The sequence below is a fragment of the Bacteroides cellulolyticus genome (assembly GCF_025567135.1).
GTDB lineage: Bacteria > Bacteroidota > Bacteroidia > Bacteroidales > Bacteroidaceae > Phocaeicola > Phocaeicola cellulolyticus.
In genome coordinates this window covers 41,551-58,156 of sequence record NZ_JAOQJJ010000003.1, presented here as the reverse complement: position 1 = coordinate 58,156, position 16,606 = coordinate 41,551, and the positions used below count along the sequence as shown (strand labels likewise).

General features: G+C 38.8%; 11 protein-coding genes and 1 pseudogene. 8 read left to right on the top strand and 4 right to left on the bottom strand.

Annotated features, from left to right (window positions below):
* Positions 1-3 precede the first annotated feature (3 nt).
* On the bottom strand, positions 4-918 hold the full coding sequence (rsmH, locus tag OCV82_RS04835) for a 16S rRNA (cytosine(1402)-N(4))-methyltransferase RsmH (RefSeq protein WP_154043399.1): 915 nt from the start codon (positions 916-918) through the stop codon (positions 4-6).
* Positions 919-1,354: 436 nt separating this feature from the next.
* Between rsmH and OCV82_RS04830 the strand changes: the two genes are divergently transcribed.
* From OCV82_RS04830 to OCV82_RS04800, 7 genes are all read left to right on the top strand, one after another.
* Positions 1,355-2,173, top strand: coding sequence for a 1-acyl-sn-glycerol-3-phosphate acyltransferase (locus OCV82_RS04830; RefSeq protein ID WP_154043398.1), 819 nt, complete (start codon positions 1,355-1,357; stop codon positions 2,171-2,173).
* Positions 2,174-2,200: 27 nt separating this feature from the next.
* Positions 2,201-3,178: a GNAT family N-acetyltransferase gene (locus tag OCV82_RS04825; RefSeq protein WP_154043397.1), complete on the top strand. Its 978-nt coding sequence runs from the start codon at positions 2,201-2,203 to the stop codon at positions 3,176-3,178.
* 137 nt (positions 3,179-3,315) lie between these two features.
* Positions 3,316-4,647: a deoxyguanosinetriphosphate triphosphohydrolase gene (locus tag OCV82_RS04820; protein ID WP_154043396.1), complete on the top strand. Its 1,332-nt coding sequence runs from the start codon at positions 3,316-3,318 to the stop codon at positions 4,645-4,647.
* 53 nt (positions 4,648-4,700) lie between these two features.
* Entirely contained in the window at positions 4,701-5,135 is a 435-nt protein-coding gene (gene dut / locus OCV82_RS04815) for a dUTP diphosphatase (protein ID WP_154043395.1), read from the top strand.
* A gap of 13 nt (positions 5,136-5,148) precedes the next feature.
* The gene (locus OCV82_RS04810; RefSeq protein WP_154043394.1) at positions 5,149-6,933 is read left to right on the top strand and encodes a tetratricopeptide repeat protein; all 1,785 of its coding nucleotides are present in this window, start codon (positions 5,149-5,151) and stop codon (positions 6,931-6,933) included.
* Between the two features lie 10 nt (positions 6,934-6,943).
* Positions 6,944-7,768: a DUF4292 domain-containing protein gene (locus OCV82_RS04805; protein WP_154043393.1), complete on the top strand. Its 825-nt coding sequence runs from the start codon at positions 6,944-6,946 to the stop codon at positions 7,766-7,768.
* Positions 7,769-7,774: 6 nt separating this feature from the next.
* Positions 7,775-9,055, top strand: coding sequence for a murein hydrolase activator EnvC family protein (locus OCV82_RS04800; protein WP_154043392.1), 1,281 nt, complete (start codon positions 7,775-7,777; stop codon positions 9,053-9,055).
* Positions 9,056-9,133: 78 nt separating this feature from the next.
* Here the strand turns inward: OCV82_RS04800 and OCV82_RS04795 are convergent, their stop codons facing one another.
* The 3 genes from OCV82_RS04795 to OCV82_RS04785 form a co-directional block, all read right to left on the bottom strand.
* Positions 9,134-10,819 (bottom strand): GH35 family beta-galactosidase, encoded by a 1,686-nt coding sequence (locus tag OCV82_RS04795; RefSeq protein WP_154043391.1) that lies wholly within the window; start codon positions 10,817-10,819, stop codon positions 9,134-9,136.
* A gap of 232 nt (positions 10,820-11,051) precedes the next feature.
* On the bottom strand, positions 11,052-12,755 hold the full coding sequence (locus OCV82_RS04790) for a RagB/SusD family nutrient uptake outer membrane protein (protein ID WP_154043390.1): 1,704 nt from the start codon (positions 12,753-12,755) through the stop codon (positions 11,052-11,054).
* Positions 12,756-12,766: 11 nt separating this feature from the next.
* Positions 12,767-15,907, bottom strand: coding sequence for a SusC/RagA family TonB-linked outer membrane protein (locus OCV82_RS04785; protein WP_154043389.1), 3,141 nt, complete (start codon positions 15,905-15,907; stop codon positions 12,767-12,769).
* 369 nt (positions 15,908-16,276) lie between these two features.
* Here OCV82_RS04785 and OCV82_RS04780 point away from each other — a divergent pair.
* A pseudogene (locus OCV82_RS04780) lies at positions 16,277-16,582 on the top strand (glycosyl hydrolase 115 family protein); the annotation flags it as partial.
* Positions 16,583-16,606 lie beyond the last annotated feature (24 nt).

The window sequence follows — 16,606 nt, the reverse complement described above, 5'->3', positions numbered from 1 at the left end:
AATTTATCTTTTTTCTGCTATTCTCAGTTTCGCGCTTCTAGAACGTGGATTTGTTTCTATTTCATCATCGTCAGGTACAATGACTTTATTGTTTATTGTCTTATATGGGGTCTTTACGTTTCCGAAAAAGTCCTGCTCCATTTTCCCTTCAATATTCCCTGTCTTCATTATGTTCTTTACCATTCTGTCTTCAAGTGAATGGTAAGTGATGACTGACAGTCTTCCTCCTGGCTTAAGCATTTCTGTAGCTGAATACAACATCTCTTTCAGAGCTTCCATCTCTTGATTTACTTCTATTCTAAGAGCCTGAAATACTTTTGCCATCTCCTTTTTTTCTCTTTCTTTACCGTATAGCGGTTTTACAGTCTCAAGAAAATCACCAATAGTGTCAAAAGGTTTTACGCTTCTTCTTTTGACTATTACCGAAGCCAGTTTTCTGCTGTTTTTCAATTCTCCATATAGGTAGAAAATATCTGCCAATTTCTCTTCATCATAATTGTTTAATATGTCGGCCGCAGTCATACCGGCTCTTTTGTTCATTCGCATGTCCAGTTTTCCGTCGAATCTGAATGAGAACCCTCTTTCTGAGTCATCGAAATGATGCGATGAAACACCAAGATCTGCCAGTATCCCGTCAACTTCTTCAACACCATAATACTTGAGGAAATTTTTCAGATATCTGAAATTGCTTCTGACAAATGTGAATCTTTCATCATGGACAATGTTCCTTTCGGCATCCTCATCCTGGTCGAAACTGTAGAGTTTACAGCTTTTGTCCATCCTGCACAGTATTTCTTTGGAGTGACCTCCCCCTCCGAAAGTAACGTCAACATAGATCCCTCCCTTTTTAAGGTTCAGTCCATCTATACTCTCTTCCAGTAGGACAGGTACGTGATATGTCTGTTTTACATCGTCCATATATGTCGTTTTTTTATGCTTTATACCTTATTATCCAATTTAGGCGTAAAATTATAAATTTCCTTACAAAGATTAGCTACCGAAAACAGAAAATCTTTCTAAAAGTTATCAACAGGTATGAGGCAAAAAGTTCAAAAAACAGGCAGAAACGTTGCAGGATGATTTGGTGTATGTAATTTGTGTATGAGAAGGATTTTTTTAGACTATGAATTAAAGGATGGCTATGATGAAAAATATTTTTGGAGGTGTGTTGCATACGTAAGACGTATATTGGTTTGGATATATAATATTTAAACCAATTGTAAAATTTCTTCCCGAAAATATATTGTTACATCTTTTTTAGCGTATTATTGTATAATTTTTCGTTGAAAGTGTAACTTTTTGCAAAAGATACACTATTTTTGCGCTGTATAACTTCAAAAAAACAAGAATTAATATGTCAGACGGTTCAGTTTTTCTGATTGATATTGATAAAATATTAAAGGAAAAAGCGGGCAGCAAAGCTCGTCGTGTTCCTCGTTTTGTTGTTTCTTATCTTAAACGCATAGTTCATCAGGATGAGATAAATGCATTCCTGTCAAGCGTGTCTGATAAGAAAGGAGTGGATTTTCTGGAAGCATGTATGGACTATCTTGACATAAAGCTTGAGGTTGAAGGACTGGAAAACCTGCCTGACGACAGATTATGTATATTTGTTTCCAATCATCCTTTGGGAGGTCAGGACGGTATTGCTCTCGGCTATGTTCTTGGCAAACACTATGATGGAAAAATAAAATACCTTGTAAATGACCTCTTGATGAATCTGCACGGACTTGCTCCGCTTTGTATTCCTATCAACAAAACAGGTTCCCAATCAAGGGATTTTCCGCGTATGGTAGAAGCGGGATTTCGTTCCGACCAGCATATCATTATGTTTCCTGCCGGTTTGTGTTCCAGACGACGTAATGGCGTAATAAGGGATCTGGAATGGAAAAAAACTTTTATAGCGAAGAGTGTAGAAACTCAGAGAGATGTCGTACCTATTCATTTTGAGGGAAGAAACTCCGATTTCTTTTATAATTTGGCAAATTTGTGCAAATTTCTTGGCATAAAATTCAATATTGCCATGCTGTATCTTGCTGACGAGATGTATAAGAACAGACATAAGACGTTTAAGATTACTATTGGAAAGCCTATACCTTGGCAGACATTCGACAAATCACGATCTCAGGCAGCATGGGCAGCTTATGTCCGCGAACTTGTTTACAAGTTATAGAAAAGAAGAAAATAAACAAGAAGATATATGGAAGATATTATTGCTCCGATTGACAAGGAAGTCCTTAAATCGGAATTGACAGAAGAAAAACGATTGAGATTTACCAATAAAAGTAACAATGAAATATATATTGTTACATGGAAGGACTCTCCTAATGTCCTTAAAGAAATTGGTCGTCTTCGCGAGATAGCTTTCCGTGAGGCGGGTGGAGGTACCGGTAAATCGCTTGACCTTGACGAATATGACTTGATGGAAAATCCTTACAAACAGCTGGTTGTGTGGAATCCTGATGCCGAAGAGATACTTGGTGGTTATCGTTATCTGTTTGGAGATGAGGTAGAATTCGACGAACATGGCAAGCCTGTATTGGCAACTGCCCACATGTTCAACTTCTCGGAAAAATTCCTTAAAGAATACATGCCATACACTGTTGAACTAGGACGTTCATTTGTAACTTTGGAATATCAGTCCAGCCGTGCCGGTTCTAAGGGGTTGTTTGCCCTTGACAATTTATGGGACGGACTTGGAGCACTTACCGTTATAAATCCTAAAATGAAATATTTTTTCGGTAAGATGACAATGTATCCAAGTTATAACAGATTTGGTCGTGACATGATCCTTTATTTCCTGAACAAACATTTCAATGATCCCGACGGACTTATTTTGCCGGAACAACCTCTTAAAATAGAGACTGACGAGAAAGTTCTTGAAAAACTGTTCTGTTGCGATACGTTCAAGGAAGATTATAAGATTCTTAATACTGAAGTACGTAAGTTAGGATATAACATACCTCCTTTGGTTAATGCTTATATGAGTCTGTCACCAACAATGCGTATGTTCGGTACAGCCATCAATTACGGTTTCGGCGATGTGGAGGAAACAGGAATACTTATAGCGGTAGATGAAATACTGGAAGAAAAACGTGTGCGTCATATTGAATCTTATATCAAAGAGCATCCTGAAGCATTGAACTTGACATCAGGAGCAAATCCTATTGTCAGATGATTTTAAAATGAGTTATAATATATGTAAAGGGCAGAGGTTTTTATCTCTGCCCTTTTTGTGTGTAAGTCTTATTGATTATCAAAAAGTTGAATATTGGGAAACAAAACTATATATTTGCATAGTTAATACAAATATACATGAATTGGCTACAACTTATATCAAATAAACGTTTCGGTCTGGAACATCTTCACGAATTGCGTAAGGATGACAGGACCGAATTCCAGCGTGACTATGACAGGCTGGTGTTTTCGGCTCCTTTCCGACGATTGCAGAATAAGACTCAGGTTTTCCCGCTACCGGGAAGCATTTTCGTGCATAACCGTCTTACACATAGCCTGGAGGTGTCGTGTGTGGGGCGGTCGTTGGGAAATGAAGTATCCCAAAGACTTCTCAAAAAACATCCTGAACTGGCAAATACTCATCTTAGTGAAATAGGAGCAATCGTGTCGGCCGCGTGTCTTGCCCATGATCTTGGCAATCCACCTTTCGGACATTCCGGCGAAAAAGCTATCGGAACTTATTTTTCGGAAGGAAAAGGACAGATATTAAAAGACATGCTTACCCCCGAAGAATGGAATGATATCATACATTTTGAGGGAAATGCCAATGCTTTTCGTTTGCTTACGCATCAGTTTAAAGGGCGCCGTCAGGGGGGATTCGTAATGACGTATTCCACTTTGGCTTCGATTGTAAAATATCCTTATTCCTCAGTTCTGGCTGGAAAAAAACAGAAGTTCGGCTTCTTTATCACAGAAGAAGAATATTTCAAGAAGATAGCTGATGAATTAGGTATTATAAGACTTAGCAAAGACGGAGAACCGGTGAGATACGCACGCTATCCTTTGGTATATCTTGTTGAGGCTGCCGATGACATTTGTTATCAGATGATGGATATAGAGGATGCACATAAGCTTAAAATCCTGACAACCGAAGAAACAAAACATCTGTATAGAGGTTTTCTGAGCAAAGAAAGGCTTGAACGCACAGACATGATATGTTCTATGGTGACTGATACGAACGAACAGATAGCATATCTTCGAAGTACGGCTATAGGAATATTGGTAAAGGAGTGTACACGTGTGTTCGTAGAAAATGAAGAAAGCATATTGGACGGTACTTTTACGGGTCAGTTGATAAGTCATCTTGACGAACATGTCAGAAAGGCGTATGAAACATGCTCGGAAACTGCATTCAAGCGTATATATTGCTCTAAAGATGTGGTTGACATAGAATTGGCAGGTTATCAGGTGATATCTACACTTACCGATTTGATGATAGAAGCCGTACGTTACCCTGAAAAGGCATATTCTCAACTGCTGATAAACAGAGTGTCTGCTCAGTATGACATATCTGCCCCTACGCTTTATGGAAGGATAATAGCGGTATTGGACTATATTTCCGGTATGACAGATGTATATGCTCTTGATTTGTATAGAAAAATTAATGGGAACAGCCTGCCTGCCGTTTGATTTTGAGAAATAAAATATTTCTATTTACTTTGTGACGTAAAAATATTACTCGTATGAAAATTAAAATTATCAATAAGTCAAAACATCCGTTGCCACAGTATGCAACACCTCTTTCGGCAGGCCTTGACCTTCGTGCCAATATAGATACCCCAATAACACTCCAACCTCTTCAGCGTTGTCTTGTTCCGACAGGTCTTTATATAGCTCTGCCTGAAGGATATGAGGCACAGGTGCGCCCACGTAGCGGACTTGCAATAAAGAAAGGTATAACGGTATTGAACAGCCCGGGCACTATTGATGCCGATTACAGGGGTGAAATATGTATAATACTTGTAAATCTGTCTAACGAACCTTTTGTAATAGAAGACGGAGAGCGTGTGGCTCAAATGGTCATAGCACGTCATGAACAGGCTGAATGGGAAGAGACAGATACGCTTGATGAAACCGAGCGTGGAGCAGGAGGATTCGGTCACAGCGGAAAGAAATGATAATATAAAAACAATGAAGTACATTTATTTATTAATTCTTATATTGCCGTTGCTTTCGTCATGTGGAACATTAAATCAGAGAAAACAGCGCGCTAATAAGGTATCGTCTGAATTGAAAGATCCTTTGACATACGAACAACGCCGAAAGTTTGACTATTATTTTCTGGAAGCTGTCCGTATGAAACAGAAGGGGGAATACGATGCTGCTTTTCAGCTATATACCCATTGTCTGGACATATATCCGCAGTCGGCTGCCGTTTTGTATGAAATATCACAGTTCTATATGTTCCTTGGACAGGAGGCCAAAGGAGAAGAAGCTTTGAAACAGGCGTCTCGTTCGGATGATACCAATTTCTGGTATAAGCAGACATTGGCTTCATATTACCAGTCAAAGCAAAACTGGCTTAAAGCTATATCTGTATATGAGGATATGGCACAGATATTTCCGTCACGTCTGGAACCTTTGCTTTCACTGGCAGACTTATATAACAGAACCAAGAGTTATGACAGCCTTGTCTCTACACTTGACCGCATAGAAGAACTTGACGGAAAATCAGAGCAGATAAGTATGGAGAAATTCCGTGCATATCTCCAGTTGGACAATATGGATAAGGCATTTATGGAAATACAGTCGTTGGTGGACGAATATCCATACGATATGCGTTATCGTACGGTGCTTGGAGATGTTTATCTCAGCAACGGACGCAATGAAGAGGCCCTGAAAGTATATCAGGATATTCTTAAAGAAGAACCTGATTATGCTCCTGCCATGGTTTCTCTGGCTTCATATTATCAGAAAACCGGTCAGGACAGCTTGTATAACATTCAGCTTGATTCAATTCTGGTCAATGAGAATGTAGATACAAAACTCAAGCTTGACTTTATGCGTCAGCTTATAGTAAAATCGGAACAGACAGATAAGGACAGTACAAAAATCATAAGCCTTTTTGAGACAATACTGACTGGAAAACAGCCGAATGCCGATGTGCCGATGCTTTATGCACAGTATCTTATAACAAAGAAAATGGAAAAAGAATCAGTTCCTGTATTGAATAAGGTACTGGAACTTGATCCTGAAAATAAACCTGCCAGACTTCAATTGCTGAGTTATGCTATAGCGGATAACAATCTTGATGAAGTTATACGTGTGGCGACTCCGGCATTGGTATATAATCCTGACGCTATGGAGTTTTATTACTATCTGGGTTTGGCGCATTATCAGAAAGACCAGACAGAAAAGGCGTTGGAAGTGTTCAAAAAAGGAGTACAGCAGATAAATGAAAAGAGTGATAAGAATATAGCTTCGGATTTTTACTCCATACTGGGCGATTTATATCATTCGCGCGAAATGAAGGCTGAGGCTTATGCCGCATACGACTCTTCTTTGGTATATAATCCTAAGAATATTAATACACTTAACAATTATGCCTACTATCTTTCTGTAGAACGTACAAATTTGGATAAAGCAGAAGAAATGAGTTTTCTGACAGTTAAGGCCGAACCGGAAAATCCTACTTATCTGGATACGTATGCATGGATACTGTTTGAAAAAGGGAAACTTACTGAAGCTCGCATATATATAGAACAGGCGATGAAAAACGGTGGCGACAGCAGTCAGGTAATAGTAGAGCATTGTGGCGACATATATTTCAAATTGGGAGAAAAGGAAAAGGCCCTGGAGTTATGGAAGAAAGCTTTAACAATTGATGATTCTAAGGAAGAGGGTGCAACTCCACGTCCCGAAAAAGAGATAAAAAGACTGAAACAGAAAATAGCCTTACGTAAATACATTGAATAATAGTGCTTTTATGAAACAAATCAGCTACATAGTTCTGCTTGTATTAATCCTGACATCATGTTCAACTTCCAGAAATACATTGCGTAATACTACGATTGGTGGTCTTTCCGGAACTGAATATATGGAAAAGGTGATAGAGTGGACTCCATCACGTGATAATCTGACCGCCCGTGCCCGTATAGAGTTGAATGTAGGCTCATCCTCGCCTATGAGTGTTAATGCAAATATGCGTGTGCGTCGTGGTGAGATAATACGTTTCAGTGTGGCTCCTATATTGGGTATAGAAGTGGCACGTATAGACATAACTCCGGATAAAGTCATGGCAGTTGACAGGATGAACAAGCGTTATGTGGAGTTAGGTTTTGCCGAAATAAGCAGTCTTCTGAATACTGAACTGGATTTTAATATTCTCCAGTCTTTAATATTGAATGAAATATTTATTCCAGGAAAGGATAAGCTTTCAGTGGCTGATGCTTCCGGATTTACTTTGTCTCCTTATGCAGACAGAGCCCGATTACAGGTAAAAGGAACAAAGCGTATAGGATACAGTTTCTTTACGTCGGCTACAGACGGTCGTCTGGAGGAGACAGTTATAGCGCTTAAAAGCTTGCCCTATTCGCTTCATTGCCGTTATGCGGATTTCACCATGTTGGGAAATGATGTCTTCCCGCAGTCTATAGAGATGATGTCCGAAGGAACTGACAAAAAGTATTCATTGGATATGAAATTATCCCGTATCAATACAGATTCCAATTGGGATTCCAAGACAGAACTCTCATCAAAATATAGAAAAATGTCAGTACAGGAACTGTTGAAACTATTTATAAAACAGTAAGCAAAAATGTATATTTCGTTAAGGTACATATTACTATTTATTTGCATACAACTCGTACAGTTTGTTTGTGCACAGTCAACTCCCAAGATAAGGCAGTTGGAGAAGGAACGTAATGAACTTCACAAGCGCATAAACGAATCTGAAACACTTTTACAGTCGGCAGGGAAGGACGTTAAAAGCCAGTTGGACAATCTGGCTCTTATAAGCGGACAGATTGCCGAAAGACGCCGCTATCTATCAGCTATACAGAGTGATGTAAATAGCATACAGCAGGAAATAAACCGTCTGGAAAGTGAGATGAAAGTATTGGAAGGAGATTTGGAACGTAAACGTGCCGGTTATGAAAAATCACTCAAATATCTTCATCGTAACAGCTCTATACAGGAAAAACTTATGTTCATTTTCTCTGCAGATAATCTGAGTCAGATGTACCGGCGCTTGCGCTATGTGAGACAGTATGCTAACTTCCAGCGTCTTAAAGGTGAGGAAATAAAGGCAAAAATGTCTGAGATTCAGGAGAAGAAGAAGGTGACCGAAGAAACCTATCAGGCAAAGATTGCCTTGCTTAAGCATCAGGAAGCCGAGAAAAAGAAACTTGAAACTCAAGAGGCTGACAGAAAGAAACTGCTTGCATCTATGCAAAAAAAGCAGATACAACTGCGAAGTGAGTTGGATAAACAACGAAAGGCAGCAAACAGACTTAATGCGGAAATAGACCGTCTGATTGCCATAGAAATAGAAGCGGCACGTAAAAGAGCAGAGGAGGAACGCAGGCGTAAACAGGCACAGACTAAAAAACAGCCTGCAGGTGAAAGTGTCAAGAAAGAAAAGGAACAGATGGACGTCTATAAAGTTGATGATTCGGACCGTAAATTATCAGGAACATTCGAACGCAATAAAGGAAGACTTCCTATACCGGTTACAGGTCCATATGTAATTGTCGGTCGTTACGGTCAGTATCAGGTAGAAGGATTGAAAAATGTTCGTCTCGATAATAAAGGTATAGACATTAAGGCTAAATCAGGTGCAATGGCACGTACCATATTTGATGGAGAAGTTACTGCTGTGTTCCAATATAACGGTCTGGCAAATGTTCTGGTTCGTCACGGAAGTTATATCTCCGTATATTGTAATCTGGAATCAGTGATTGTGAAACAAGGAAGCCAGTTGAAAACGCGTGACGTAATAGGGCAGATAAATACTGATGCAGACGGCAATACAGTACTTCATTTTCAGTTAAGAAAGGAGAAAGAAAAGCTTAATCCAGAGCTTTGGATAGCAAGATAAAAAAACGACAGTTCATTCGAAGTAAAATGAACTGTCGTTGTATGTAAAATGAACGTCTGTTTTAAATTAAATGAACGCTCATCTATATTCGTATAGTTTCACGTGTAAAATACTGAAGTCATCGACTCCAATTCTGACGTGTCGGCCCTGATGATCCTGATCGCCGTTAAGCCGGCGCAAATATTTCATATTTCCTTCCTCGTCTATACTGACCTCATCTACCGAACCTATTCCTATACGTTTTTCCGCATACCATTTTTCTTCATTGGCGGTATTACCACCGGCAGCAATGAAACCGTCCTCGCCAAGCTTCTTCTGTATAAATCCCTTCAATTCATTAGGATTCTTGAATTCTATTACAATACCGCTTCCGGCAACAATATATTCGTATCTGTCCAGCTTTATTATGATACCTCCGCCTTCGGGCCATACACTTCCGTCAGTGGCACGGGCATCCCAAGGAAGAGTGAAGAAATGCTTGCATGAAAGCGTAATCCCGTCCCACTCAATGTTCTTTTCCTTGTTCGTCTGGTCGAATAATATGCCTTTCATCTGTTCCTTACCCTGATATTTGGTGATCAGAGGCATAAGTTCTTCAAGTTTGGCATAGGCCTTGGTGAGTTTGTAATTGCCGTCGTCGGGAGCATCCTCTATTGAGAAAGGACTGAAGCCTATGGCATCATGCTGTCCGAACACATAGAATGCTCTCACCCCATCATTAGGCTCGAGTCTTATTTCTGGAATGAAAAGCGGATTGTTATGAAGTTTGTATTGTGCAACCCAGTCCACAAATCCTTTGTCATACAAGTCCGGAGCAAGAAGGTCTATGCTTGGAGCTGCACATTTCCATATATCAATAAGGTGTGCAAGCGGTCCTGCTGAAGGATATTCGCCCGGTTTCCTGTTACGGCTGTTCATCGCTGCATTGACATACATTGGCAGGTTATATACTTCCCTTCCTTTCTGAATCATTTTCTCTACGTATGCGGCATATTGCCATGCCATAAATATTTCATCAGTGAAAATGTCTTTCCCGAAAACATCTTCCCATGTGCCTTCCGTTTTTCCACCGGCTTTCTGCCATTTTTCTTTCAGCCATGGGTGAAGAGTATTGATATTCTTCTTCAAATATTTTTTCAGCTCTTCCGGTATCGGAGATTTGAACAGCTTATCAGCCGTCTTTGAGTGATCTCTTGCGCTTTCCAGCATGCCTATCTCATTCTCCACCTGAATCATGATTACCGTATTCTCCTTTGAATCAAAATCCTTTATATGGCTCATCAGTTTCACGAAAGCTTTGGAATCGGCTTCGAAAACATTTTCCGAAAAAGGACTGGCTATTTCTAGTGGCTTTCCGGCTTCAGTATAACACCGTGGATATTTCTTGTAATTGCTTTTGAACCATAGCGGGGCATAACAGCTCATGGAGTTTTTCCATGCGCCGAACCACAGGAAAACGACTTTCATATCTTGTTTCCTAGCTTCAGTGATGGCCTTGTCAATGAGTGAGAAGTCGAATTTCCCCTCTTCCGGCTCTATCAGATCCCAATAAGCCGGTACAAGTACGGTATTCAGTCCGATACGTTTTAATTTTGGGAATATACTCTCAATGTCTTCTGGCGATGAAGCCGAGGAGTTTCCAAGTTCACCGGCTAGAAGAAGCATTGGCTTGTCATTGACTGTCATTTGTGTGGCTGTCCCTTGTCTGGTCCAATGAGGCAGTTCTTGTGCGTACGATGCTGATATGGCAAAAAATAATGCCATGGATAATAAATGTTTTTCATGATATTATGTTTTGAGAATGAGACAAAGGTAAATTATTTTATTTCTTCAAAATAATAATATCTGATGTAAAAATGGTGTATGTAATATATACGGAAGCATTTGTAACATATTCGTTGTTTATATTAATGAGTATAAAAAAAACCGGCATATATCAATTTTTTTAATTACGATATATGTCGGTTTTATTTTAAGTATTTTGAATTTAGATTTTTTACCAGCCTAAGAATTCAGCATCAGTAGTACCCCATCCTTTATTCTGAACTAGTACACCGCCTGACAAATCCATCTGAGATTTAGGTATTGGCCAGAAACCACCTGTTTCCTGATATCTCTTGGTAAATCCGCCACCGAATGATTGCATTGTAGTTTCTTTTCCGGCATTTATGATTTTTACGCCTATCTGTCTTTCCAACTGAGTTTCTACATCGCCCCATCTCATAAGGTCAAACCAACGGATACCTTCGAATGCTAGTTCGTATCTTCTTTCCTTTTTTATGTTGTCCAGTGAATAGTCAACACTTGGAAGTCCTACTCTGTTACGTACTTTATTCAAGCCATCTGCTGTTTCTGTCAATTCAGAGTGCATTAAAAGAACATCGGCATAACGCATCATTACCAAATCCTGAGTCTGACCTAGCTGCATATTGTTTTGTGCACCATACATTAAATATGAATATACCACAAGTGAACCATCAGATGCTTTAGCATTTATATTCATATATTTCTTCTGGAAATATCCTGTATATTCCATTTGGTCATTACCGTCCCATGAATATGTTATTCCTTCTTCTTTAACATCTAAGATAGAAGCATTACGTCTTGGGTCGTTAGGCTCGTCTGCCAACCAGTCATTAAATAATACCGAGTTTACAGTTCCACATCCCCAACCTTGGCCAAATGGGAAAGTCTTGGCGTAATCCTGATTTCTGAGACCATAGAAAAGTGGAAACATGTTTGAAAGACTTACATCATCCCATGAACCATATACGTTATATTTAGTAGCGAAAAGCACTTCATTATTCACATCCGTTTCCCATGCCAGTTTTGTACCGTCAATTGCATTTTGCCCCTTTGTATAAGAATAGTCATTTATAGTATAAGGATTAGTATATGGCCATAATTCCCTATAATCATTTACAAGACCATAACCACCGTTGTCCTTGCAATCTTCCAGCCAGCTTATAACTTCATCTTTTGTAACACTTCCACCATCAGCCAAAGGTAATGTATCTTTCTTATAGTAACCGGTGTAGAATAAGAATACCCTTGCCATATAAGCTTCTGCTACATATTTTGTTGCATGACCGGAGAAATCAGGAGAATATTTCTTGTCAGGCATGCTTTCAATACATTCTTTCAAATCTGTAGTTATTTGGGCATATATTTCTTCGGCAGAAGATTTTGGCAGGTTTTGCGCCTCAGAAGTTAACGGCATCGGAACTTCGCCAAACATTTGTGCCATCTGGAAATAAAGCAAGGCTCTCATGAACTTGGCTTCGCCGATAGCCTGATTTTTCGTTGCTTCGTCAACCCAATCAGTTACATTGCCAACGTATTCAAGTATCATGTTTGCACGATATATTCCCTTATAATTTTCTTCCCAGAATGATTGGAATGCATCAACTCCTACATTTAACAGTTTGTCTGTCATTTGGAATGCTTTATCTGCAGAACCGCCACCGCCGAATAATTCGTCTGAAGCTGCTCCTGCCACATAGTATATATTGACAGTGTGCTGTCTGTTTTGATGATTCAATGTTGAATACAAACCTGACAACATCATACTGATATCCTCAGATGTTTTAGGGAAGTTACTTGTAGTTTTCTGTGTGTAATTCTCAGTATCGAGAAAGTTTTCACAACTGTTTAATGTAAGTGCTGCAAAAATTGCTGCGTATATATATTTTAGTTTCATGACTATACTATTTAAAATTTAAGATTTACACCAACCATATATGTACGAGGACTTGGATAGAAACCTAAATCTATACCTGAAGCCCAGCTATAAGAATCGTTACCGCTTGCACCAACTTCCGGATCCATACCAGAATAACCTGTGAATGTGTAAGCATTAAGAACAGACAAATATATTCTGGCTTGTTCAAGAGGCATTTTAGGGAACAATTTCTTGAAATCATATCCTAATGTGATGTTCTGTATTCTCAGATAGCTGGCATCTTCAACGAAAATGTCAGAGAAGTTTTTCCAGCTTTCGCTACTTTCCATCTTGTAGATAGACGGCATAGTGTTTGATGTGCCTTCACCATTCCAGCATTCGTAAACATCTGTTGTAAAGTTCTGTTTTGTTTCACCCAAATATTGACGGTATGATTTTACAACTTGCTGTCCGAAAGCACCGTTAGTTGTAACAGACAAATCCCATCCTTTATAACCGAGGTTGAAAGAGAATCCCATACGGAAATCAGGGTTTGGATCACCTAACATAGTTTTATCAGCCTCTGATATTTCTCCGTCACCGTTTACATCAACAAATATAAGTTCACCTGGAGCAGCTGTTGATAATTTAGCTTTTGTAGCATCTACTTGTGCCTGGTTCTGGAATACTCCTGCTGTTTTATATCCCCAGAAATATCCTATTGGATAACCGACTTCGGCTCTGTAAATTTCACCGCCACTCATAGCTGTAAGCACATCGCTAGGACCGTGGATAATGCCTTCTGTATTGGCGATTCTTGTAACTTCGTTTTTATTGTGTGACAGGTTGAAATTGATACCATAATTAAAGTCTCTTATTCTTTCATTCCAGTTCAAAGCTATTTCAAAACCTTTGTTTACAATGTCACCACCATTTATGTATGGAGCACCTGTACCGTAGCTGGCAAGGATAGGAGCCTGAACAAGCCAGTCCTTAGTTACTTTGTGGTAGTAATCGAAAGCTAATCCAAGTCTGGAATTAAAGAAACGTGCATCAATACCCAAGTCTAACTGTTCTGATGTTTCCCATGAGATGTCTTTATTTGGCAATATATTTGCATAGGCTCCTGTAGTTTGTGTAACTTTATCTGTTCCAAATACATATGAGTTCTGGGCATCAAAAGCAATAGTTGAAAGATACTGGAAGTTAGTTATGTCTGAGTTACCGTTCTGACCCCAGCTGGCACGGATCTTCAAAAAGTCCATCCAGTTTTGAACACTTTCCATGAACGATTCATTAGTAATTACCCAACCTGCTGAGAATGATGGGAAGACGCCCCATCTGTTTCCTCTTGCAAAGTTTCCTGAACCATCGGCACGTAAAGTTGCAGAGAACATATATTTTTCGTTATAGTTGTAGTTAACTCTACCGAAGAAAGAAGCCAGACGACCTGCGGTCTGAGGTGCTCCGCTGACAGTTGTCAAACTTGAATTAATACCTTGTGTATTGCTCAAATAAGCGTAGTCAAACAGTCCAGGGAACAATGAGTTTGCATTTGTAGCAGAAACATTTTCTCCTATACCCCATTTTTCCATTGATTGACCGATAACGGCATCAAAAGCATGATAGTTCTTTTTCAGGCTATAGCTTAAAGTATTTTCCCATGTCCATGCCAGATCCATGCTCTGAGTTTGGGTTACTTTATCGTTTGTATTTATTGTAGCTGCAGATAAATTGAACTTGTCTGTATAAGATCTGTAACTTGATGAATTGAAACGATAGCCAAAGCTGGTTTTATATTTTAAATTTTTTATTGGCTGTATTTCCAAATAGAAGTTTCCACGGAAAGCATGATTCCTTGTAAGGTTTTTACCTCTTTGATAAACCATCGAAGCAATAGGGTTGGCAGCATTAGGTTCAAACCCCCAACCTTCTGCTACTTTGTCGTCCTGGTCATAATAATTGCCTTCGCTGTCGTAAACAGGCATCAAAGGATTTGCTACAAGGAAGTTATGGACGTCGTTCCAATATATATTACCAATTCCTATACCTGATCTTTCTGTATAGCTGTAGGTCATGTTTTCTCCGAACTTGATAACATCAAAATCATTGTTCTTCAAAATTACATGTTCTGAATTTAGACGAGATGTATAACGTTCATAGTTAGGTTCAACGGGTTTACCAATGGTTCCTTCCTGAGAAGTATATGACAAACCTAATGAGAATTTAGAGAATTCATTTCCACCTGTAATATTGAATGCATGGTTCTGGGTGGGTGCATTATTGTTTGTGGCTTCATCCAGCCAATTTGTTCCGTTCCATGAACCGTCCATAATAGAATCATAAAGGTATGACGGAAGTAAGCTTTCCCAATCGTATGCGCCGTCTTTTCTATCCATTATCTCCATATACTGCTTGGCATTCAATAACTCCGGTTTTTTAGCTATTTGCTGTACACCGTAATATCCGTCATATGATACTCGTACTTTTCCTGTTTTACCTTGTTTGGTTGTGACAAGGATTACACCGTTTGCTGCACGGGCACCGTAGATTGCAGCCGAAGCAGCATCTTTTAATACGTCAATAGATTCGATATCTGCAGGGTTAAGCATATTTATGTCTCCACCAGCTACACCGTCTATAACGTATAGAGGAGCAGAAGACCCAATAGTACCCATACCACGGATGTTTACTTTATATCCTTCTCCAGGCATACCTGAACTTTGTGTTATGTTAACACCAGGACTCTGGCTCTGCAATGCACCTAAAGCACTTACAGTGTTTAACTTCTGTAAGTCATCTCCTTTTACTTGCACTGTAGCACCTGTTACAAGTTTCTTCTTTTGAACACCATAACCAACGACAACAACTTCTTCCAATACTTCTGTATCTTCTTTTAATATTACATTGAACGAAGTCTGACCATTTACAATTATTTCTTGTGTCTTATATCCGACAAAAGAAATAACAAGTGTAGAGTTGCTTTCTACAGATAAAGTGAAGTTTCCGTCAAAGTCGGTGATAATACCATTGGTAGTACCTTTTTCTAGCACGCTGGCACCAATAACCGGTATGCCTGATGAGTCCTTAACGTTACCACTAATAGTTACAGTCTGTGCTATTGCCCAAAAAGGTATCAGGCAAAAAAACATCAATAACCATAAAGGTTTCAGATTTCTTGTGCTTTTCATGATTGAAATAATTAAATTAAACATTAAGTATTAAGTTTTATAAATTAATATCACTTCTTCTATTAATTAATATATAGGTAATAAGTAACCTAATAACAATTTTTTTATATACTTAAATTGAACCGTTTTTCATACTTAGTATATTAAAGTAAAACAATTGTTATCGACAATACAAATGTACGTATTAATCAATAAGATAAAATTTCAGACGTTACCAATTGTTTTTTAGATGTAATACAAAAGAAGATAAATGTTACATATTTTATCACGTATGTTACAATAGATGTAGTAAAATGCTATATAACATATTTATACGTGTTTACATCGTAATAATTAAAAGAATTCTTCAAGAATAAATTAAGTATAGGTATACTAAAATCCTTCCTTGCTTTCAGCCGCAAGGAAGGACATGAATATTCTATCGGTTTCAGAGGGGCAAAAGCAGAAAGGGTTAACTTTAATGCTAATCTAAATGAAAACCCTGAGAACATATATACAATATATTATCCGACGGTAGCCCGTAGGGTAGTGGAAAACGAAGTGACATTGTCTCTCCCTGCATCGGATAATGGAATGTATGTACTTGACTTTATGCCACATGATCCTGCTGTTGTACTGGAGAAAATCGTTGTGGATTTCGGAGGATATGAAAAGTCATATCTGTATATGAACTAATCGGAATGTAGAAGAAAATAATCA